17 protein-coding genes and 1 pseudogene are annotated in these 21,221 nt (G+C 60.4%); 7 read left to right on the forward strand and 11 right to left on the reverse strand.

Annotated elements, in window-relative coordinates:
• Positions 1-81 precede the first annotated feature (81 nt).
• Entirely contained in the window at positions 82-1,989 is a 1,908-nt protein-coding gene (locus ACTQV3_RS06545; RefSeq protein ID WP_441068774.1) for an elongator complex protein 3, read from the forward strand.
• A complete protein-coding gene (locus ACTQV3_RS06550) occupies positions 1,990-2,865 on the forward strand; it encodes a spermidine synthase (RefSeq protein WP_441068772.1) in 876 nt (291 codons plus the stop codon).
• A gap of 204 nt (positions 2,866-3,069) precedes the next feature.
• Here the strand turns inward: ACTQV3_RS06550 and ACTQV3_RS06555 are convergent, their stop codons facing one another.
• From ACTQV3_RS06555 to ACTQV3_RS06595, 9 genes are all read right to left on the reverse strand, one after another.
• Positions 3,070-5,514 carry a DEAD/DEAH box helicase gene (locus tag ACTQV3_RS06555; RefSeq protein ID WP_441068770.1) on the reverse strand — a complete coding sequence of 815 codons (2,445 nt, stop codon included), beginning with the start codon at positions 5,512-5,514 and terminating at the stop codon, positions 3,070-3,072.
• A gap of 115 nt (positions 5,515-5,629) precedes the next feature.
• Positions 5,630-6,928 (reverse strand): ATP-binding protein, encoded by a 1,299-nt coding sequence (locus tag ACTQV3_RS06560; RefSeq protein WP_441017292.1) that lies wholly within the window; start codon positions 6,926-6,928, stop codon positions 5,630-5,632.
• Positions 6,921-8,681, reverse strand: coding sequence for a TerB N-terminal domain-containing protein (locus ACTQV3_RS06565; protein WP_441068768.1), 1,761 nt, complete (start codon positions 8,679-8,681; stop codon positions 6,921-6,923). The genes ACTQV3_RS06560 and ACTQV3_RS06565 overlap by 8 nt, the downstream gene beginning before the upstream one ends.
• 88 nt (positions 8,682-8,769) lie before the next feature.
• A complete protein-coding gene (locus tag ACTQV3_RS06570; RefSeq protein ID WP_441068767.1) occupies positions 8,770-9,486 on the reverse strand; it encodes a DUF554 domain-containing protein in 717 nt (238 codons plus the stop codon).
• 88 nt (positions 9,487-9,574) lie between these two features.
• Positions 9,575-10,966: a hypothetical protein gene (locus tag ACTQV3_RS06575; protein WP_441068765.1), complete on the reverse strand. Its 1,392-nt coding sequence runs from the start codon at positions 10,964-10,966 to the stop codon at positions 9,575-9,577.
• Between the two features lie 39 nt (positions 10,967-11,005).
• Positions 11,006-11,266: a hypothetical protein gene (locus tag ACTQV3_RS06580; RefSeq protein WP_441068763.1), complete on the reverse strand. Its 261-nt coding sequence runs from the start codon at positions 11,264-11,266 to the stop codon at positions 11,006-11,008.
• Positions 11,247-11,849: a hypothetical protein gene (locus ACTQV3_RS06585; protein WP_441068761.1), complete on the reverse strand. Its 603-nt coding sequence runs from the start codon at positions 11,847-11,849 to the stop codon at positions 11,247-11,249. The genes ACTQV3_RS06580 and ACTQV3_RS06585 overlap by 20 nt, the downstream gene beginning before the upstream one ends.
• Positions 11,850-11,936: 87 nt before the next feature.
• Positions 11,937-12,446 (reverse strand): hypothetical protein, encoded by a 510-nt coding sequence (locus tag ACTQV3_RS06590; protein ID WP_427719604.1) that lies wholly within the window; start codon positions 12,444-12,446, stop codon positions 11,937-11,939.
• Positions 12,443-12,739 (reverse strand): hypothetical protein, encoded by a 297-nt coding sequence (locus tag ACTQV3_RS06595; RefSeq protein ID WP_154517147.1) that lies wholly within the window; start codon positions 12,737-12,739, stop codon positions 12,443-12,445. Before ACTQV3_RS06595 ends, ACTQV3_RS06590 begins: the two co-directional genes overlap by 4 nt.
• Positions 12,740-13,083: 344 nt before the next feature.
• On the opposite strand from ACTQV3_RS06595, the gene ACTQV3_RS06600 reads away from it, so the two are divergent.
• Genes ACTQV3_RS06600 through ACTQV3_RS06610 form a run of 3 tightly spaced genes read left to right on the forward strand, consistent with a single transcriptional unit; the run spans position 13,084 to position 16,709 of the window.
• Positions 13,084-14,685, forward strand: a complete 1,602-nt coding sequence (locus ACTQV3_RS06600) for an FAD-binding oxidoreductase (protein ID WP_441068759.1) — start codon at positions 13,084-13,086, stop codon at positions 14,683-14,685.
• A 2-nt stretch (positions 14,686-14,687) separates the two neighbouring features.
• Complete coding sequence (locus ACTQV3_RS06605) at positions 14,688-15,503, forward strand: electron transfer flavoprotein subunit beta/FixA family protein (RefSeq protein ID WP_441068757.1); 816 nt, start codon at positions 14,688-14,690, stop codon at positions 15,501-15,503.
• Positions 15,504-16,709 carry an FAD-binding protein gene (locus tag ACTQV3_RS06610; protein ID WP_441068755.1) on the forward strand — a complete coding sequence of 402 codons (1,206 nt, stop codon included), beginning with the start codon at positions 15,504-15,506 and terminating at the stop codon, positions 16,707-16,709. It begins immediately after the preceding gene.
• Here the strand turns inward: ACTQV3_RS06610 and ACTQV3_RS06615 are convergent.
• Positions 16,706-17,518 (reverse strand): HD domain-containing protein, encoded by an 813-nt coding sequence (locus ACTQV3_RS06615; protein WP_441068753.1) that lies wholly within the window; start codon positions 17,516-17,518, stop codon positions 16,706-16,708. The genes ACTQV3_RS06610 and ACTQV3_RS06615 overlap by 4 nt on opposite strands.
• Positions 17,519-18,032: 514 nt before the next feature.
• Here ACTQV3_RS06615 and ACTQV3_RS06620 point away from each other — a divergent pair.
• Both ACTQV3_RS06620 and ACTQV3_RS06625 read left to right on the forward strand, forming a co-directional pair.
• Complete coding sequence (locus ACTQV3_RS06620) at positions 18,033-19,055, forward strand: 2-keto-3-deoxygluconate permease (RefSeq protein ID WP_427728278.1); 1,023 nt, start codon at positions 18,033-18,035, stop codon at positions 19,053-19,055.
• Between the two features lie 150 nt (positions 19,056-19,205).
• Positions 19,206-20,357, forward strand: a complete 1,152-nt coding sequence (locus ACTQV3_RS06625; protein WP_427796117.1) for a diguanylate cyclase domain-containing protein — start codon at positions 19,206-19,208, stop codon at positions 20,355-20,357.
• Positions 20,358-20,664: 307 nt separating this feature from the next.
• Here ACTQV3_RS06625 and ACTQV3_RS06630 read toward each other — a convergent pair.
• Positions 20,665-21,198 (reverse strand): annotated as a pseudogene (locus ACTQV3_RS06630) (hypothetical protein); the annotation flags it as partial.
• Positions 21,199-21,221: the final 23 nt, after the last annotated feature.

Below are 21,221 nucleotides of genomic sequence, written 5' to 3' on the forward strand. Positions count from 1 at the left end.
CTTATAAACCATAGCTGCGCTGTTTGATGAAGGCGCCGGAGCCGCGACGGGCTCTGGCGCCTTTGCCTTTACAATGGGGGCATGGAACAGATTATCTTGAACATACTTAAAGCCCTGCGTTGCGGCGAGGCCGTAGACGACAAGGCGCTCGTCAAACTGATACATGCCGAGGCGCGCCGTGAGGGTGCCGACAAGCGCGATCTGGCCAAGCGCCGTCTGCTGCCGTTCTACCAGCGGGTTAAACGTGAGGATCCGGCTCGTTGGGCTGCGTGGAATGTCGATTCCGATCTGGAACGTCAACTGCTGCAGGTGCTACGCATGAAGCCGCGCCGCACGGCTTCGGGCGTGGCGACCATTACCGTCATCACCAAGCCGTGGCCGTGCTCGGGCGATTGCCTGTTTTGCCCCAACGACCTGCGTATGCCCAAAAGCTATTTGCATGCCGAGCCCGCGTGCGCCCGTGCGGAGCAAAACTGCTTCGACCCGTATCTGCAGGTGAGCGCTCGTCTGACCGCGCTTTCGCAGATGGGGCATGCGACCGATAAGATTGAGCTCATTGTGCTCGGTGGCACCTGGAGCGACTATCCGGAAGGCTATCAGACATGGTTTATGTCGGAGCTTTTCCGTGCGCTCAATGACGATGCCGTCGCCGGCGTGGCGGCCAACCCCATGCTGGCGCGTCCGGGCATCAGCCGTGCCGAGGCGGGGCGTCTGCTCGACGATGCACCCGCCGATGCGCTGCCGCCGGTGGTGGCGGAGCGTCGCGAGCGCTATCGGGCTGCCGGCATTGCGATAGACGAGGCCGAGCTCGCTGCCGGCGTTGCCGACGAGCAGGAGCGTGTGGATGCTGCCGTGGGCGGCTATAACCGTGCGGTGCGTCGTTTGTACGGCCCCGGTACGCCGTGGGGCGAGGTCACCGAGTGGCAGACGGCAACGATGGAGGAGCTCGAGCGTCAGCAGCGCATCAACGAGACGGCGAAGCATCGCGTGGTGGGACTCGTTATCGAGACGCGCCCCGATGCCGTAACGCCGCAGGCGCTTACGCTCATCCGCCGCCTGGGCTGCACCAAGATCCAGATGGGTATCCAGAGCCTCGACCAGCACCTGCTCGATATCAACGAGCGTCGCATTTCGGTGGGGCAAATCGAGCGGGCGTTTTCGCTTGCGCGCCTGTTTGGCTTTAAGGTCCATGCGCATTTTATGCTTAACCTGCTGGGCGCCACGCCCGAGGGGGACAAGCGCGACTACGAGCGCTTTGTGACCGAAGGGGCCTTTATGCCCGACGAGGTCAAGGTCTACCCGTGCGCGCTCATCGAGGGCTCGCGTCTGGTGGGCTGTTACGAGCGCGGCGAGTGGCGCCCCTATACCGAGGAGGAGCTACTCGACGTGCTAGCCGATGACATCGTGGTGACGCCGCCGTTCTGCCGTATCAGCCGCATGATCCGCGATTTTAGCTCCGATGACATTATGGTGGGCAACAAGAAGCCCAACCTGCGTCAGCTCGTCGAGAACCGCCTGGCTGCTCGGGGTGACGGTGCGACGGTGCGTGAGATTCGCTATCGCGAGATCAGCACGGCGGGTGCCGACTTGGATGAGCTGACCCTTGACGAGGATGTAGCGTACGAGACGCCGGTGACGCACGAGCGCTTTTTGCAGTGGGTGACGCCGCAGGGCAAGATTGCGGGCTTTTTGCGCCTGTCGCTGCCCGACCATTCGTTTGTTGCCGCGCATGCGGACGAGTTGCCGACGACGCCGGACGAGGCGATGATTCGCGAGGTGCACGTGTACGGCATGGCGGCACGCGTGGGCGACCAGGGCCAGGCGGCGCAGCATCATGGACTGGGGCGGTCGCTGGTGGAGCGTGCGTGCGAGATTGCCCGGGATGCGGGTTATGCGCGCATCAACGTGATCAGCGCGATTGGCACACGCGAGTACTATCGCCATCTTGGATTTTATGACCATGGCCTTTATCTGCAAAAGGAGCTCTAAATGAACAAGCCGAGTGTTTCTGCCGGCGTTGTTGCCGGCGTTGCTCTGGGAGCCGCGGCGCTTGGTGCGGCCGCTGTCGCTGTTCGTGCTGCCTGTCTGCAGGTTGCGCGAACCCGCAATGGGTTGGCGCGTGTGAAACGCGTGCACGATGAGAGCGGCGATGAAGTCCGCGTATTGGTGCAAGGCGGTGTCTACCAAAGCGCGAGTTACGTCGGCGAGCGCTGGGCGGAGCCCGTCTTTGCGTATTATCGCGCGTTTGACGACGTGTTTGAGGCCGAGGATGCGATGCGTGACGTTTATGGTCACGGTATCAGCCGTATGCTTATGCTAGGTGGCGGCGGGTTTGCCTATCCCAAATATGCGCTGATGTCGCACGAGGGCCTGCGCATGGACGTTATCGAGTATGACGGAGAGATTACGCGCCTGGCGCGCCGCTGGTTCTACCTAGACGAGCTAGAGCGCGCGGCGGGCGATCGCCTGCGGGTGATAACCGCTGAGGCTCGCTCGTATCTGGGTGTGACGAGTGTGGGCCATCGTCGCTACGACGTGGTCGTGAGCGATTGCTTTGGCGGTGCCGAGCCCGTACGCGAGCTGGCGACGGTTGAGGCGTTGCGTTTAGTGCGGGGCAGCCTGAACCCCGGGGGTATCTACGTTGCCAATATCGTGAGCGCAAACGAGGGGAGCGATGTAACGTTCCTGCGCGACTGCGCTGCCACGGCACTCGAGGTATTCGCCCACGCCTGGGTGGTCCCCTGTGGCGATACAGAGTTCGGCGGCGAGGAAAACTACCTGCTCATCGCCAGCGACGGGAACCATGCCTTTGCCGAAGCCGTGCCCTTTGACGCCGACTTTCTCGGCGCCGTCCTTCACGACTAGCGCGTCTTTCTGCGACCAGTCTTTCTGGGACGGGGCTTTTTAGCTGCTTTCGGATGCCGGCTCGCTCCACATCGGGAGCAGTCAATTTGGGACGGGGCTATTTTAGCTATCCCTGCCACTAATCGGCCAAACCTTTCGCTTTACCTGCAAGGGCAGCTAAAATAGCCCCGTCCCAAATTGACTGCTCATATAGTCAGCCCCGTTTTATGCGTGGTCGCGCCAGCTGCGGACACGCTGCTTCATGCCATCTATGTCGAGCACGCCTTCGGCAAAGCCCTTACGCACGAGCTCTTCGGGAACGAACTCATCGTAACGATCAAAGTAAGGCACCTCGCCGGGATAGACGAGCTCGATGGGATCGAAGTCCTTCTCGGCCTCGGCGGCGAGTACCTCAAAGAACGTCTCTTCGTCGGCCTTCATCTTAAACTGCATAAAGTACGGGCGCGACGGGTCGAGTCCGCGAAGGCCCAGCTCCGCGGCACATTTAATCTTGAGCATGCGCTCGAGCGCCAAAAAGGCATAGCTGCCCAGCCAGGGGAAGAGCACCCAGGTGTCGCCGCCCAGGTTAATGAGTGGCCTAGTGCCCGCACCCGAAATCTCGGCCGTATGGCGAGCCTGCGCCAAGCGGGCCCGCGCGTTGCCCATAAGGTATGGATATGTCGCGTGCTCGTTGAGCGCCTTACGCATGCGCTCGAGTACATGCGTGTTGATGTCGCCGGGGCAATCGCCAAAGTAAGCCGGCACACGGCCCTTGACCTGCGTGGCAAAGACGGTATGGCGCTTCCAGTCCACTTCCTCGACAATCCAGCAGTGCCCGGCGATGGCGATGCGCTCACCGGGCGGTGGGGGATTGACGATCGTGCCCAGCTCGGCCGACTCGCTGCGGACGGTGAACTCCTCGTTTTCCTGGAACACGGCGTAGAACTTAAAATTGTTGATGATGCGCTCGCCCGCGAGGCCCACGATGAGCCCGCCGCCCTCGGTGACCTGGATATGGTCGATCTTAATGAGGTGACGCAGCAGCACGCGATAGTCATCGGCTGAGACGCGGTGGAAATAACTGAGCGTGAGCACGCGCTGGGCAAGTTCTGCCGGCGTGAGCTCTCCGGTGCTGGCAAGCGTCGACATAGTCTGGTGATAGAGCAGACTGTAGGGGAGTCGATCGAGCTCGGGCGGCTCGACCCACTTTTCCTCGCGATAGAGTTGTACGAGTGCGATGCCCTGCAGGAGCTTCCACGGAATGGTTTCGGGCATCATCGTACGCGGCTCGGGCTCTTCCTCGCGCATGACAAACCACATCTCGGGCGGAAGGTCGCGGCGTCCCGTGCGGCCCATTCGCTGCAAAAAGGAACTGACGGTAAATGGCGCATCGATCTGAAATGCACGCTCCAGACGGCCGATATCGATGCCAAGCTCAAGCGTAGAGGTGGTGACGGTCGTCTGTGCCTGCTCCTCATCGCGCATGAGCTCTTCTGCCGTCTCGCGCAACGATGCCGAAAGGTTGCCGTGATGGATGAGGAAACGGTCAGGCTCGTGTCGGCTCACGCAGTAGCTGCGCAGCATGGAACATACGGCCTCTGCCTCCTCGCGCGAGTTGGCAAAGACCAGACACTTGCGCCCGCGGGTGTGTTCGAAGATATAGCCCATGCCGGGATCGGCGTTGTCGGGTGCGGTGTCGGTGGGGTTGAGGAGCGCTTGCTCGGCGGCCCGGGGGATGTCGACTTCGCCCTCGGGGGCCGAGGAAGCTTGGCGGTCCTTGGGAGCGGCCTTGCCCCGTGCTCGCTCACGACGTTGACGGCGCTCCTCCTGTGTGGGCTGTCCGCTGTGGCTCGTGCCTTGGGTGTCGGCCGGCATCGCCGTGGGTGCCGCTGCCTCAATGCGCTCGGAGGCAAGCACTTCGGCCTCTTGAGGACCCATGCTCTCGAACCCCCGCTGCTGTGCCTGGGGACCCGAGTTGTAGAAGTGCTCCATGGAGATGCGCCATACGCGGCGCGGTTCCTCAAAACGAGGGATAACGCAGTCACGTCCCGTTCCCTGTGAGAGAAAAGCGCCCGTGCGCTCGGGGTCGCCGATGGTGGCCGAAAGGCCAATGCGTCGAGGCTGCACGCCGGCCATGCGCGAGAGTCGCTCGATAAGGCAGAGCGTCTGCCCGCCACGGTCGCCGCGCATGAGCGAGTGGACCTCGTCGATGACCACATAGCGCAGGTCGCAAAACATGCGCGGGATCGCCATGTGCTTATGGATCAGGAGCGCCTCGAGTGACTCGGGCGTAATCTGCAAGATGCCGCTCGGCTTTTTGATGAGCTTAGCCTTGTGCGACTGCGAGACATCGCCATGCCAGTGCCAGACAGGGATATCGGCCTCTTCGCAAAGGTCGTTAAGGCGGACGAACTGATCATTGATGAGCGCCTTGAGGGGACCGATGTAGAGGGCGCCCACGCTCGCGGGCGGCTTCTCCCAAAACTCGGTCAGGATGGGAAAGAAGGCCGCCTCGGTTTTGCCGGAAGCCGTGGATGCCGTCAGGAGCACATTGTCTTGTGTGTTAAAGATGGCATCTGCCGCCGCAACCTGAATGGAGCGGAGACTCTCCCAATCGTGGGAGTAGATGAAGTCTTGGATAAACGGGGCGTAGCGGTCAAAGGCGTTCACGGGGCCTCTTTCAAAAGCGAATCTCTCAACGCGGCGGGCAGTGGCTTGCTGCATGACTGCTTCAATGTTTGCCCAGATAAAACCTGCCAAAATAAACCTGTCCCTTTTTGGCAGGTTAGATGGCGAATTCGGCGAAGTTGCGGTCGGCGCCTGCGGTGCCGGTGTCGTCTGTTGCGGCTGCTGGTGCGTCACCGCCGACGCTTTGCAGCAGCTCGGCCACGTTGGCGTCGGGGTTTTGGCATAGGATGTCGAGCAGCTCGATAAAGTCACGAATGACTTCGCGCGGCGTCAGATGCGTGTCGGCTCCCACGCGACCGAACTCAATCTTGAGGAAGTCCACCAGGTCGCTCTCGGTAAGCGTGGGCGTCCAGCCAAAGTAGCCGGCGTGAATTTGCATGAGTTTTTCGATCAGCACCAGCAACTCTTCGTAGGTGAGTGGCTGCAGACGGATGATGGGCGCGAGCATGTCCTTAAGGTCCTCGCGTGCAAAGCGGCCCTGAGCGAGTCGGCTGCGCAGGGCCTCGTAGGAGAACACACCGCGGCGGCGGTCTTCGATGGAGGTTGGCGTGCCGCCCATGATCATGCCCAGGTACTGCGCCTTGCCCTGGAGCGTGTCGTTGTACATGGTCAGGATCTTCTCGTAGTTGTATTGGCGCGTGATCGCGTTGGGAATCTTATACAGATTCACGAGTTCGTCGATGAGCACCAGCATGCCCTTGTAGCCGCTGCAGACCAAAAAGCGCGCAATGAGCTTAACGTAGTCGTACCAGTCGTCATCGCTGATGATGGTCGAGGAACCCAGTTCGGCGCGAGCCTCGCTCTTGGTGCGGTATTCGCCGCGGATCCATTTGGTTATGCGGCTCATGGCCTCTTCATCGCCCTCGGATACGGCCGTGCGGTAGCGGCGGAGCATGCGGGCGAAGTCGAAGCCGTGGACCATCTCCTCGAGCGGGGCCAGTTGGGCATTGACGACCGACTCGTCGACGTCGGCACACGAGGCGACCCAGCGATCCAGAATAAGGTTGAGCGCACCGCCCTCGGGGCGCGTCTTGGTCGATATGTTGCGGATGAGCTCACGGTAGGTGGCAAGGCCCTGCCCCTGACCGCCCTGCAGGCGGCGCTCGGGCGACAGGTCGGCATCGGCGACGACGAACCCCTCGCCCATGGCGTGCGTGCGGATGGTCTGGAGCAAAAAGCTCTTGCCTGCGCCGTAGCGACCGACCAGAAACCGGAAGCTCGCGCCACCGTCGGCGATGAGACTCAAATCGGTGAGCAGGGCGCGGATCTCGACCTCGCGCCCTACGGTGATATAGGGAAGGCCGATGCGCGGGACCACACCGCCCTTGAGCGAGTTGAGAATGACGGCAGCGACGCGCTTGGGCACGCGGGGTGCTGCGGATGCGGTATCACTCATGGTCTAGGTATCCTCTCACGTCTGCTTCGTAATCCTCGATAATTTGCGGTCCTGCCGCGCCGAACTCGATAACGGTGTCTCCCACCAGGTCAAAGAGCGTCTCATTGATGCTGTCGACGAGCATATCCTCGCTCTGGCCCGACCTCTCCACTGCTGATGTCGCTTGCGCTGTGTTTTGCTCGAGGAGCGCGCGAAGAAAGGCATCTTCGGCGGGCGCGAGTTTGTTCGTAGCTTCGGCAGACGCGGGCGTTACGGGTGCGGGCGCAGACACGAGGAGCGGTGCCATGACGCCAAACTCTTCGGCGGCGACAGTCGGCTTGTCGGGTTCGTCTTGCTGAATGGTCATCTCGCCAGGTTCGGCAGTCATGCCGGGCGCAGGCTCGCGGCCCGGCTGCTCGATAAGCGTTGCCTCGGCTTCCACGGGCGTGCCGTCCTCGCGCTCCTCATCAATCAAAAGCGCTTCACGCGTTTGCGCGGCGGCGCTCCGAATGTGCCCCAGCTGGCTCAAATCGATATCGATCTTGACGGGCTGGTGTGCGGCATCCCACGAAAGCCATGCCACGATCTCGTCATCGATGATTTTGGCCAGATATTTGGGGACCTTCTCCTCCTTCAGGGGGTGGGCGGGAGCTAGGGCCAGGCGCAGACGTTGGTCGCAGGCGCGCATCATCTCACCAAGCTTGCTGCTCTTTTGCCTGCTGCCGTGAATTCGCATGCATTCCCAAAAACCGTTTTGGCAGCGGTAGATATGGATGGGGTCAAGACGGTATTCGCAGTCCTCGTGGCGCTCGGGCGCAAAGAACACGGCCGAGGCAAACATGGTATAGGGCATGGCCGTCTCCTCCCCAAACAAGCTCGCCACGATACCGGTCTTTCGATGCGTGTCATAGTAGCGCGCCATGCGGACGTACACGGCACATGCCACGTGGCGTAGGTCGCGATGGTGGCTGCGATCGAGTCTAGAGTTATCGAGGTTATACGTGGAGAGGGCGTTGATAGCGGCCATGAGTCGCTCCTCGCCCGCCTCGTCGGGCGGGAGGGGGAGCGTAGGCTCGGAGGTCTTGCGACGCGCAGGCGGCAGATCCGGCGGCGTCGGTGCAGGTGCAAGGTCTCGAGCTGCGCGCCGCAGCTCGATAAGGGCGTTATCGAACATGACGGTTTTAGAGTCGCGAAGCAGTTTGGGGTCGAGCCCGTGGAAAACGGCGTAATCTTGCAACCACACGCGTGCAAACCGGTCGATGCCGGGCTCGAAGGCACGATAGGCGTTCCAAAAGGCCTTGATCTTGCTAAAGCCATCGAGTGGGTCATCTACGCCAATGCCGCAGATCAGCTCATAGAGATACAGGAAGGCAAAGGACGTAGACGTTTCCTCGACAGTTCCGCGGCGCACTTGGGCACGCCAGGTAAAGTAGCCGCGCAACTGTCGATCGCTCATGGCATTGTAGGTGGGAAAGTACGACTTAAAGGTGCCGTTGTAGGGACAATCGTCCTCGAAGTCGGCCATCAGCAGGCCTTGGCGGTAAAAGAGCTCCGCCTCCGATAGCCAACGTCCCGTGCCGCCTTTGGGATCATCTTGCCAGCGCGATATCTCGCGCATCTTGCGGTACTGGTCGGGGAGGAAGTTCTGCATCTGTCGACCGGTCTTGAGAATCGGCTCGTCAGCATAGATTTCGTTTGAGAAGCGGGCGGACTGATGGGTCCGGGCCTCGGCCATAATGCGCTCGATGAGCATCTTGACGTCCTGGTCGGCCACCGCTTCTCCTCTCCTAACGCAGCTTCGGTGACCTCATATCATAGCACAGCATCAAACAGGTGTTCGAGAAACCGCCACGTAGATAGATTTAGAACAAGAGGGCGTAGATGACCGCCACGACGACGGAGGGGAGCATGTTGGCCGTGCGGAAGGTCTGAGGTCGAATAAGGTTAACCCCAACACAGAAGATGAGCATAGAGCCCACAAGCGAAAGGTTGTCGAGGGCTGCGGTGGTCATGATGGGGGAGAGTGAGCCGGCAAAAAGCGTGATCGTGCCCTGGAATACGGCAACGGGCAGGGCCGAGAAGATGCAGCCGCGGCCAAGCGAGGCCGTCATGGTGCAGACGATGATGCAGTCCAGCGCGCCCTTCAGGGCAAGCGTGGACCAGTCGCCGAGCAGACCGTCCTGAATCGATCCTACGATGGCCATGGCACCGATACACACGGTGAGCGATGCCGAGACAAAGGCGTTGGTGAACTCGTTGTCGCCTTCGCTGCCGGTTTTGCGCTTGAGCCATTCGCCGAGGTTCTCGATGGCGGCCTCCAGGTTGATGGCCTCGCCGATGAGCGAACCGAGGGCAAATGAGACGATAAGCATGGTGGTGCCGGTGGTCGCCAACGCCTCTCCATCGATAACGAGCATCTTTTGCATGGTGCCGCCCAAGCCGATAAACAGAACACACAACCCCGACGCCTTCATGAGCGTGTCTTGGATGCGAGGCGTAATGAAGCGCCCACCCATAAGGCCAAGCAGACCGCCCGCGATCAAAAGCGCGACGTTGATGATCGTTCCTAAACCCGGCATGAACCCTCCTGTAATTGATGCCAACGCGGCAATCGTAGCAGAACGGGGAGGGGGCGCTCAGTATCCGAGCCAAGCGGCGGTTAGCGGTCTAGGACAGGATGGGGCTAAAGTCGAAGCGCAGCGTCATGAGGTGCTGTGGGGATTCGATGGCTGCGGCAATGATGTCGGCATCTCGTGCGCGATCGAACCCTTCAAGTTCCATTTGATAGGGGACGTCTTCTTGGATACCGATGCGACGAGGGACCAAAAGCTTGGTTCCGTCGAATTCTTCGGTTCGCGTTCCGTCTGCTGCAACGGAATAAAGGTGTAACTTGGCGGTCGTTGTGGCATCAAGTGCCGAGATAGCTTGGATATCGTTCGATGCGCTCTTTGCTCCCACTGCTGTAAGTGCCGTAGGCGCGACGACTTCGCCCGAAGGCAAAAAGACGAGCTCGACGGTGCTGGGGAATGCGATGAGGATATTTTTGCGGCGGGGCGCATTGGCAGCGACTGGCTTAATGCTTGCAGCATCGACGGTTTCCGTGTGGTCGAGCGCGACCATCATGCAACAGTTGCCTTCGTCGACACCTGGGGGAGCGGCAAAGTCCAGGCCGTCTTTCGGTTGGGAATCGCCTAGTTCGGTGGCGTTGCCGCTTGGCTTCTCGAGAGGAACCGCAGCGTTGTCTTCTGATGATGCATCGTCAACATGTGCCGGTGCGTCTGCGACCTCGTCTTTGGGGGATTTGTCATTATCGCTCGATATAGGAGCGGCAATCTCGACGGATCCCACTCCGTGCCATGTCATTTGGAGCAGCGCCGGATCGGCGAGAATGCGCTGCACGCCCGGCTCCTGGGCATCGATATTGATGGGGGCGGGTTCTGATCCGCGCGTGAGGTTAAGCGAGCCCTTCTGCCTGGTGCTTTGAGCCTTTTGGTCGTCCGCGTCGCCAGCGTAGAACAGCAAAGGCGCATCTCCCGTTGCGATGGCTTCGGTGTCCGCCTTGGTCAGCCGCAGCGACGCCGTAAAGGAGATGATGGGCTGCGCGCCATCGACATTCGAGGGAACGCAGCCCAGGCATACACCCCCTTCTTCTTCATGGGCCGCGCTGTCGAAGACGACCTTTGCCCCGTTCGCCGAGTCATCGACCGAGGCAATATCGATGCGCAGCTCTAAGTCGCATGGGTCGCTATCGGCGTCGACTGCAGCCGATTTCCATGTGCAGATGGCGCAACCTGTCTGGGGGCCGTTCTCCTTGTCCGGTCGCTTGATATCCACGACTATCGAGTCGACCGTATTGCGGTGAAGGCATCCCGAGGTTCGGACCGTGGCATGTGCGAGCGAAAAACGTTGGCAGGCGACGATACCCGACGAATTCGACGCGGGGTTCAGAGCTTGCGGTAAGGAGCTTGCCGTGGCGGGCGTCGCCCAAGCGGCGAGAGGCGTACCGCTCGCCAGTGCGCTGCAGAGCGCGGCGACGGGCAAAAGGTTTTTGGGTGCCATGGTTCTCCTATCTATTCCGCGTACTCCGGTCGTGCTTGGCTATTGGTTGCGTTTGATGTGCAGGCCAAGGCACGTCAGTCCTGCTCCCACCGTGGCGACGCCTACCGCAATGAGTTGCCGGGTGTCGCTCGTCTGGACGAGCGGCTCGTGACGGCTGCCGCGATTAAGGCCCGAAAGATCGACGGTCACTTCTGTGGCCGCCTGCGCTTGCTCTTGTTGAGCAAAGGCCATTGTGGGTGCGGACGCCAAGATGCCGACGATGGCGGCCAGTGCAATCGCCTTAGGACGTGGCGTGCGCACCGGGCTCGACCGTCCAGGTGATGCTTGCCACTTGATCTCCCGTACCGGTGGCGTGGTAGATGTCACGCGTGACGCGGGCGACGTGGCCACTCACATTGAGCCTAATTTTGTCCGTTCCGTCGGCAATGTCCTTGTACTTCATGTCGAAGCTTGCGTCTTTGGAAAGATCGAGGCCCGTAGTCTGAGTCGCCGAGCTGGCATCCTTTTCTGCGTTATCGGGGCCAACCTTAAAATCGATGGAGTTCTGGGCCGAGCCCGTCTTTGCGTCTGCAACGATTGTCCAGTCGTTCTGGGCCGTGACCTTCATGTTGGTGACGTGGATGCCATATGCCGAGAGGTTGTCGATGGTAATCGTCTTGTCGGAGGGTCCTACAAGCGTTCCGTCGGCTTTGGCGGCAAAGGGGATGACCGTTGGCGCCTTAAACGAAACATTGCTAATGTCGGCCTTCACCGTCACATCGGTGGTTCCAACGCGCACCTCTGCCATGGCCGCCGTTGGCGCGGCGCCCATCGCAAGTGCGAGCGTAAGCCCTGCGCCCACGGCGAGTGCCCTGGCTCCGCTCAGGTTCATGGGTGTGTTCATAATCGATCCTTTCTGCTCGTCACGGACTGTTTCCGTGATGGTTGGACGAATGGGGACAGGGTGCTGCCCCTGCGAGCGCGTCGGCCACTAGCCTTCTGCCTGTGCCACCCGCACTTTGACGCGCGTCGGATTGCCGTGGGTGTCGTAGGTCTTGGCATCGAGTGCCTGAATCTCGATATATGCCTCGCCTTCTTGGATATCGCCGGCGGGGCAGGTCTCAACCGTCTTGCCGGCTTCGACCACACCGGACTCATAGATGGTCTCGTCGTTTTGAATCACGCGGAAGCGCTGGGGAAACTTATTGTCTTGGACGTTTTGCACGTTGACGCGCAACTTGCCGCCTTCCTGCAACTGTGCGACCGGCGCGACCGAGATCGTCATCATGTTGTCGCGGACGATGGCGTCGAGCTCATCCTGGATTTCTTGGCGCGATTTACCTTCTGCCGTCGTGACTGAGGCGCCCGCTTCGGGCACGGGCTGCGACTGCCAGGCGTATAGCCCTACGGCGATGAGGGCGCAGACGACAGCCAGGCAGACAACGACGAGTTTCTTGCGACGCCCCAGTCCTGCAAGGCGGGGCGGCTTCTTCGCACTCATGCGGCGTCCTTGGTGGTGTAGACACGTGCGAACGTGGACGGGTCCGCTCCAAAGAGCATGTGAAGCATCAGGCGGCGCGAGTAGATGAGCTCGTCGAAGTCGTGAGGGAGCTCGATGTTGTGGATACGCGCGATGTGGTGGGCGAGCGCCGAGAACGACTCGGGGTCGCAGATCACATCGGTGGTGACGTGGTAGACCTCCGTACCTGGAAATGCATCTTCGTCGAAAGGCAAGAGATAGGGGTCGTCATCGACTTCGATGGCGAAACCGTATTGGGGCCAGTAATATGCCATGGAAACCTCCCTGCTCTGGGGCCAAAACTCCTATTGGTTTGGCTGTCGATGCCGACCGTATCAGCCGCAACTTGCCCAATAACTAACCAATTGCTTGACGAGCCGATATCTCCGCAGGTAAAAGCATGTGAAAAAAATCTCAACTATTTTTGACTGATAAATGCACATGTTGTGGCTGCGCGGCAACGTGTGGCAAAAGCGTCGCTTGTCTCGAAAATTCCACCGTTCGCCGAATTGCGCGAACGTTAAAAACGTCAATTATGGAGACGGTCTCGAACATGTCGGTGAAACGATGCGGTAACATTTCCCTGCAAACACTGTAGTTAGCTAAAGGGGGAGTTCGCGTGTCTGCAACCATCAAACCCTTCACCGACGAGTTCGAAGAGTATGGTCGCGATGAGTCTCGCACATCGGGCGAGGCCTCGAGCATCTCGTTTCCGACAACGGAGGACGAGGTCCGCGCCATTATGGAAAAGCTCCATGCCGAGCGTGTCCCGGTGACGGTTCAGGGCGCCCGGACCGGTCTTGCCGCCGGCGCCGTGCCTCATGGCGGTCACATTCTCAATACTTCCCGCATGAATCGCTACCTAGGCATTCGCCGCGATGAGCAGGGCCGCTTTCTTCTGCGCGTGGCGCCCGGCGTCGTGCTGTCTGAACTGCGCAAGCAACTGGGCAAGAAAGTGCTGCCGACTGCCGGCTGGGACCAGGCATCGCTTGAGGCCTACGAGGAGTTCCAGGAAGCTCCCGAGCAATTCTTTCCTACCGATCCCACCGAGGCATCTGCCTGCCTGGGCGGTATGGCGGCATGCAACGCTTCCGGCGCCCGTAGCTACGCTTACGGCCCCATGCGCCCTCACGTCACGGGCCTTCATGTCGTGCTGACCGATGGCGACCTGCTCGAGCTTCACCGTGGCGAGGTTTTTGCACAGGGTCGTCGCCTTTCGCTCGTCACGGTGCAGGGCCGCACGCTCGAGCTCGACCTTCCCGACTACACCATGCCCAAGACCAAGAATGCTTCGGGCTATTTCGTTGCTGACGATATGGATGCCATCGATCTGTTTATCGGTGCGTGTGGCACACTCGGCGTCATCACCGAGCTCGAGATTGCCCTGCAGGCGGCGCCTGCGGTCGTTTGGGGCGTGAGCTGCTTCTTTGACAGCGAAGACAAGGCCGTGTCCTTCACCGATTCTGTACGTCCCGTCCTGTCCCACGCGGCTGCCATCGAATATTTCGATGCGGGCGCCCTGGATATCCTGCGTCGTCAGCGCGAGCAGTCGACCGCGTTCGCCTCGCTGCCGGCGCTCGACAAAGACGCCAAGGTCTGTGTCTACGTGGAGCTCGACTGCGACGACGAAGCCCAGGCGACTGAGGAGCTGTATCACTTGGGGTGGGTACTGGAGCTTGCGGGCGGCAGCGACGATGCGACATGGGTCGCGCGCACCGAGGTCGATCGCGAGTGTCAGCGATTCTTCCGCCATGCGGTGCCCGAGAGCGTCAACATGCTCATCGACGAGCGTCGCCGCACGGACCCCACCATTACCAAGCTGGGGTCGGATATGTCGGTGCCCAACGCACACTTGGCCGATGTCATCGCCCTTTATCGCCGCACGTTGGCCGAAAGTGGGCTTGAATCTGCCGCCTGGGGGCACATCGGTAACAACCATCTGCATGTGAACATTCTGCCGCGCGATGCGCAGGATTACCGCCGCGGCGAAGAGCTCTTTGCCCAGTGGGCTTCCGAGGTCACGGCCATGGGCGGCGCCGTCTCCGCCGAACACGGCGTCGGCAAGATCAAGGCGGGCTTCTTGGAGACGATGTACGGTCACGAGGCCATGGTCGAGTCGGCGCGGCTCAAGCTCCAGCTCGATCCTGCCGGGCAGTTGGGCCGCGGTAACCTGTTTTCGGAGAAGCTCTTGGATGAGCTCGTCCAGAAAGGGGGCGCGTGAAGATGAGCGATTTCCATATGGTGGTGTGCGTCAAGGCGGTGCCGGGCAGCACCGAGGTCAAGATGGACCCCAAGACCAATACCATCGTGCGCGATGGCAAGCAGGCGGTCATTAATCCCTTTGATGCGAGCGCTTTGGAATGCGCGCTGGCGCTGAAGGACGACTTTATCGGCTTTGGCATGGACGTGCGCGTAACGGTGGTGTCGATGGGCATCCCCGTGACTGAATCGCTATTGCGCGACTGCATCGCCCGAGGCGCCGATGACGCACTGCTGCTAACCGATCGCGCCTTTGCAGGTGCCGATACCCTGGCAACCACCTATGCCCTCAAGTGCGGCATCGAGGCGCTCGACGAGGACTTCGACCTGCTCATCTGCGGCAAGATGGCGGTGGACGGCGATACGGCCCAGATTGGTCCCGAGCTTGCCGGTGCCTTCGAGATTCCCTGCGTGACCGACGTGAGCTGCGTGCAGAGTGCGGGCTTTACGACCTGTGGTTCACTGGCGCTTGTTCACGGCTGCGATGCCGGCGAGGAGACGGTCTATCTTGAGATGCCGTGCGCGATGACGACTGCCAAGGAGATTGGCCAACTGCGTATGCCGAGTATCGCCGGCATTCGTGCGGCCGAGGAGGCGGACGTGCGCGTGGTCAACGCTGCCGACGTGAACGCCGACCCCGCGCGCTGCGGTCTTGCCGGCTCGCCGACACAGGTCGTGCGATCGTTTGTGCCCGACCGCGACCAAACGTGCGAGGCCGTTGACGGAACGGCGTCCGAGCAGGCGGCGAAACTTGCCAAGATTATCGAGGGGATGGCATAGATGAGCGGACTGATTATCGATAGCGAAGCCTGTATCGGCTGTGGTCGCTGCGTTCGCGCCTGTGCCTCGGGCGGCATCGTAGTGGAAGGCGAGCGGCCCAACCGTTGCGCCCGCGTAACCGACGGCTGCATCCTATGCGGCGGGTGCGTCGACGCTTGCCCCGTCAATGCTATTTCGATCGAGCGCGACGAGGCCGCCGGCGCGGTTGACCTCGATGCATATCGAGACATTTGGGTATTCGCGCAGACCGACGAGCACGATACGGTGGCTCCCGTTGCCTTCGAGCTCATGGGCAAGGGCCGCGAGCTTGCGGATACACGCGGCTGTCGCCTGGTGGCGCTGGTCGGCATGGGCCCCGAGGGTTCTCTCGGTGACCTGGAGCATCTGGTTTGCGCCGGTGCAGACGAGGTCCTGATCTGTCGCGACGAGCGTCTGCGCCAGAACGATGCGGAGGTCTACGCTCGCCTCATCTGCGATTTGGTGGCAGAGCGCAAGCCCGAGGCCATTCTGTACGGAGCGACCGCCTTTGGCCGCGAACTGGCACCCGGCGTTGCCGTGCGTTTGCAGACGGGCCTTACAGCTGACTGCACCGTGCTTTCGATGGATACGGAGACGGGGCTGCTGCAACAGACGCGTCCGGCGTTTGGCGGCAACCTGATGGCCACCATCGTCTGCCCCAATCATCGTCCCCAGATGGCAACGGTGCGCCCCGGCATCTTTAAGGCGCCCGACTTTGACTACGGCCGCTCCGGCACGATCACCCAGATAGCACTTGCGGATGATGCTAAGGCTCGTGTCGAGATCTCGATTCCCGCCGAGGAGTGGGGACAGCAGGCTTCAATCGCCGATGCCGAGCGCCTGGTCGTGGTAGGTCGCGGCATTGGTTCCAAGAAAAACCTGCCGCTGATGCGAAGGCTCGCCGAGGCTCTGGGAGCCGAGCTTGGCTGCACGCGACCCGTCGTGGAGGCCGGCTGGTTGGAGTATCGCCATCAGATTGGCCAGACGGGCGTATCGGTTTCGCCCAAGATGCTTGTGAGTATCGGTGTTTCGGGCGCCATCCAGCATCTTGCCGGCATCGGTGGGGCGGAATGCATTATCGCCATCAACGAGGACCCGGATGCCCCCATCTTTGGTGCTGCCCAGTACAAGGTTGTCGGTGATGCCGTCGAGGTCGTCGAGGAGCTGCTAGCCCAGCTTGAGCGCTAGGCGCGCGCCAGCCAGTCGCGCATCTCTTCCCTAAGACGGCTCCAGGTTGCCTGTGTGTCGGGGTCGGTAAAGGGCTGCGTAATACCAAAGGGCGCGTCGAGCAGGCGGTAGATATCGCCCTGCTCGCGCGCCAGCGCGCGGCTCGCCGGATAGACGAGCTCAAACATAAAGCAGATGAGTCCTACCAGGTAGTCCGCGGGCTCGTCGCGTTCATCACGTGCGACGCAGCGGTGCTCGTCAAAGGCGGCCAACGTCGGCGCCGAGAAGTGGCTGGCGAGAAATGCGTCCTCATCCACCTTGAGGATGGTGTCGACGGTGCTGTCGGCGATGGTGCGCATAATGTCGATTTTGTCGCCATCGCGCACGATATCGCAGAAGCACCGTGTACGCTCGTCGAGTTGTGCCGGCAGGCGAAAGTCACTGTGATAGGCGATGCTCGCGCGGATGAGCTCGTCTTCTGCCGGGCTGTCGATAAAGTCGCGGATACTTGTTGCCGCGGGCGCGTCTGCAGGGTTTTTGCCAAAGAGGACCTCGAGGCCCAACTTCGCATGGCTCATGCTCTCGGCATCCTTAAACGTGTCCCAGCGTCGCAGCTGCTCAAAGCGGCCCATATCGTGCAACAGCCCACAAAGCCACGCCAGGTCAATGTCCTGCGGTGCCCAGTCCTGCTTGCGTGCCACGGCATCGCATGCCTCGGCAACGTGGTACGTATGCTCGATTTTGAGCGCGATACGCGGATTGGCGGCATCGTAGGCATCGGTGTAGGTCCTGAAGGCCGCGATTGCCCCCGTTCGATCGACAGCTGTCATAACGACTTCCTAAAAAGCTATGTCTTTCTGTGTCTTTCGATCCGGTGGCAATTGTAGGTGAACTCGGTTGCCGCCGGGCGATGATTCTGCCATGTCGTCGAATGCGGCTCGGAAAGCTTGTCGGGACGAGGAACGCTATGGTGCTCAAAATCGTTAAAACCGTCTGGCCGGTGATGCTTACCAATGTTGCGATAGGCGCGCCGTTGTCGATGTTCCCACCGCTATTGCGGGTTTTGTCTGCACATCGCTCTTTATTTGCCTGCTCTTTTCGCAGCGGCTGTCGGCGTCGTTGCGGTGGCAATCAAGACAAAGTCGATGCTGTGGTGCTGCGTCTCGGGTATCGGGCTCTATATCGTTTTGAGCCTCGTATAGGAGTGGGGTGCGTTTGCCGTCCGGGCCCCACGAATCGGATTTCTCACCGAGCCGGTCTGCTTCTTCTGGTACCATGGTCAAACTTTACTGTAGCAAAGCATGACGTGGGCTTTTGTTCTGCGTCGGCGGAAATGGGGGTTTCATGGCACAGGAAGCGATCGCCAACGAGCAAAAGAAATTCAAAGTACCGCGCATTCCGGGTGACATCATGATCTACCCGATGATCGTCGGCCTTTTGCTCAATACCTTCTGCCCGCAGGTCTTCGAGATCGGCGGCTTCTTTACCGCCGCCTGCCGCGGCGGTTCCAATACCATCGTCGCCGCGATCCTGTTGTTCGTGGGTGCCGGCATCAGCTTTAAGTCCACGCCGGGTGCCATCAAGACCGGCATCGTCGTACTGATTCCTAAGCTTGTGGTGGCAGCCGTGCTGGGCTTGAGCGTTGCGTATTTCTTTAATGACAACTTTTTGGGCCTGAGCTCGGTTTCCATCATCGGCGGCATTACGTTTTGCAACATGGCGCTCTACACGGGCATCATGGGCGAGTTTGGCGACGAGTCCGAGCAGGGCGCCGTGGGCATCCTGTTCTTCACGGCGGGCCCTGCGGTTACCATGATCATTCTTGGTGTCTCTGGTCTTGCCAACATTCCCGTTGGCACCATCATCGGTTCCATCCTGCCGCTCGTGATTGGCATGGTTTTGGGCAACCTCTTCCCGTTCATCAAGAACCTGCTGGTTCCCGGCACCAATCCTGCGATCGCCGTCATCGGATTTCAGCTCGGTGCGTCTATGAGCCTGTCGAGCTTTATCACCGGCGGCATTTCCGGCATCTTGCTGGGCCTTGTCACGTTGTTTGTCGTCGGTCCCATCACCTTTGCGTTCGAGCGCCTGTGCGGCGGTAACGGCAAAGCCGCCGTGGCTTGTTCCACCATCGCCGGCACGGCTATGACCACGCCGGTTGCTCTTGCCGAGGTCGCGCCGCGCTATGCCGAGCTTGCGCCCACCGCATACGCTCAGATCGCCACCGCCGTCATCATCACGGCAATCATGGCTCCGATTCTGACCGGTTGGGTCGATAAGAAGTTCTACCAGGGCAAGGAAGACCTGTCGCCCGCCGGTGTCGAGGCCATCGAGGAAGCCGTCGCGGCCGACATCGATGGCGAGTAGCCATCGGCGCCCATCAATGATGCTGGCGTGCAACTCGCGCCGTGAGAGCGCCCGGGCGCTCTGGTATTATTCCCTTATTCCCCTCTGGATTGGGGGAGTTATGGTGATGCGTGCGGCTCGGAGAAGCGCTGTCGGTTTGATGATGGGGAGATGGGCCTGGTGGTCAAGGCGCTCAAGATTGAGATATTCCTGCTAAGCATGATTGTTCTTATCGGGCTTGCCGTGCGGAGTCGTCGCTCCTTGTTCTCGAGCACCCAGCAGCTATTGTTTAGCATGCTTGGCTACACCTCTGCCGCGTACATATTATTCGATATGATCTGGGTGCTATTGGATGGTGTGGACGGCACGTTGGGCATTGCTGTCAACTGGATTTCCAACGCGGTTTCGTTTTCGCTCTTTGCCATCGTGTGTCTCATTTGGTTTATCTATTCCGAGACGGTGCAGGGTTCTCGCCTTTTGGCCTCGCGCTATAGGGTGGTGCTTGTAGCGTCGCCTACGGTTCTGGTGGTCGTGCTGGCGTTTACCAGTTACTGGACGCACGCCCTGTTCTATATCGATTCGCAGGGCGTGTATAGTCGCGGCTCTGCTTATATGATCCAGCCCATTGTCAGCTACTGTTACGTTATACATACGTCCCTACATGCGTTTGTGCAATCTCGCAGGGTCGAGAGCCTGCAGACGAAGACCATCTATCGAACCTTGGCATTTTTCGCCATTCCGGCCCTGGTGGGCGGTACCTTTCAGGTTGTATACTCGTTGCCCGGCCTTTGTGTCGGCATAATGATTAGCATATTGCTGCTCTACATTGTCTTCCAGGAGCAGCTCATCTCGACCGACCCGTTGACTGGCCTCAACAATCGCAACCGTTTTGAGACCTATATACTGTCGCTCTTCTCAAATGTGGATCAGGCCAAAGACGTGTATCTGCTTGTGATGGACGCCGACGGCTTTAAGCAGATTAACGACCGCTATGGACATGTGGAGGGCGACCATGCTCTTCAGGTCATATCCGCTGCGCTCAAAGAAGTCTGCTCGGCGTCTGGTAGCTTTATCGCGCGTTATGGCGGCGATGAGTTCGTGGTGCTTCAAAAGGCGATAGCGGAGCAGGATATCTTGCATCTGTGCGCGGCAATCAACGACGAGCTCGCGCGCGCCGAGGTTCCGTATCTGTTGCGGATGTCCATCGGCTACGCACGGGTTGGTGATGGCGTCGATACCTGGCAAGACTTGCTCCGTGCTGCCGACGCGGAGCTCTACCGCGTAAAGCGCGAGAAGAAGAAAGTCGGCGTCCAGATACGCTAAAAAAGGGGGCGCACGACCGTTGCGATGGTCGTGCGCCCCTTCTGCGCTTTCGGGGACTAGTATCGGCTGTCGAAGATGCGCCTCGTCTTTTTCTCGGAGCGCGGCAGCTCACCAGGCGCGGCGTGGCATTGCCATGGTTTTCGATGGGGTTAAACGCGTCTGCGGCCTTGCCGCTGGAGTAGGCGTCTGCAATCTGCGGCAGGCGCTCGTTAACCTCGCCATGGGCGGCAAACGAACGGCGCGGGAAGATAACCCATTTGGGATCCTTCTCAAAGGTGCCAGCGGGATGTGCGACGGTATGCTCGGGTACCTCCAAATAGGTTGAGGCGTGACATACGCGGGTGGTGGGGCGCACGATAACGGGCGTATGGTAGCGCTCCGAGATTTCAAATGCCTCTTGCATCATCGCGTAACCCTGCTCCAGATTTTGCGGATCGAGCACGGGGATCTTCGCAAATGCGGCAAAGCGGCGCGTATCCGGCTCGGTTTGAGAGGAGATGGGGCCGGGATCATCGGCAACAAACAGCACCAGACCGCCCTTGATGCCCACGTAGTTGAGGCTCATGAGCGGGTCGGAGGCAACGTTTAGTCCGACTTGTTTGCAGGTAAAAAGGCAGCGCGCTCCTGCATACGATGCACCTGCCAGCACCTCGAGCGCGGCTTTTTCGTTAGTCGACCACTCGACGTGGACACCCTCGGCACTACCTTGGGCCTTGAGTTTGGCAACTGTCTCGACAAGTTCCGTCGACGGCGTGCCCGGGTAACCGGCGACCACGCGAACGCCCGCCGCAAGCGCGGCATACGCAAAGGCCTGGTTTCCCATAACCAGTTTCTTATGCATCTGTATCCCCTCGATGTCGCCGG

Origin of the sequence: Collinsella sp. LCP19S3_A7, assembly GCF_052121995.1 — a bacterium.
Taxonomy (GTDB): Bacteria; Actinomycetota; Coriobacteriia; order Coriobacteriales; family Coriobacteriaceae; genus Collinsella.

Bases quoted from the DNA above. Each gene is read 5' to 3' on its own strand.
- ACTQV3_RS06545 (WP_441068774.1), top strand. From the start codon at position 82: ATGGAACAGATTATCTTGAACATACTTAAAGCCCTGCGTTGCGGCGAG.
- ACTQV3_RS06550 (WP_441068772.1), top strand. From the start codon at position 1,990: ATGAACAAGCCGAGTGTTTCTGCCGGCGTTGTTGCCGGCGTTGCTCTG.
- ACTQV3_RS06560 (WP_441017292.1), bottom strand. From the start codon at position 6,928: ATGAGTGATACCGCATCCGCAGCACCCCGCGTGCCCAAGCGCGTCGCT.
- ACTQV3_RS06570 (WP_441068767.1), bottom strand. From the start codon at position 9,486: ATGCCGGGTTTAGGAACGATCATCAACGTCGCGCTTTTGATCGCGGGC.
- ACTQV3_RS06575 (WP_441068765.1), bottom strand. From the start codon at position 10,966: ATGGCACCCAAAAACCTTTTGCCCGTCGCCGCGCTCTGCAGCGCACTG.
- ACTQV3_RS06585 (WP_441068761.1), bottom strand. From the start codon at position 11,849: ATGAACACACCCATGAACCTGAGCGGAGCCAGGGCACTCGCCGTGGGC.
- ACTQV3_RS06590 (WP_427719604.1), bottom strand. From the start codon at position 12,446: ATGAGTGCGAAGAAGCCGCCCCGCCTTGCAGGACTGGGGCGTCGCAAG.
- ACTQV3_RS06595 (WP_154517147.1), bottom strand. From the start codon at position 12,739: ATGGCATATTACTGGCCCCAATACGGTTTCGCCATCGAAGTCGATGAC.
- ACTQV3_RS06605 (WP_441068757.1), top strand. From the start codon at position 14,688: ATGAGCGATTTCCATATGGTGGTGTGCGTCAAGGCGGTGCCGGGCAGC.
- ACTQV3_RS06610 (WP_441068755.1), top strand. From the start codon at position 15,504: ATGAGCGGACTGATTATCGATAGCGAAGCCTGTATCGGCTGTGGTCGC.
- ACTQV3_RS06615 (WP_441068753.1), bottom strand. From the start codon at position 17,518: ATGACAGCTGTCGATCGAACGGGGGCAATCGCGGCCTTCAGGACCTAC.
- ACTQV3_RS06620 (WP_427728278.1), top strand. From the start codon at position 18,033: ATGGCACAGGAAGCGATCGCCAACGAGCAAAAGAAATTCAAAGTACCG.
- ACTQV3_RS06625 (WP_427796117.1), top strand. From the start codon at position 19,206: ATGGGCCTGGTGGTCAAGGCGCTCAAGATTGAGATATTCCTGCTAAGC.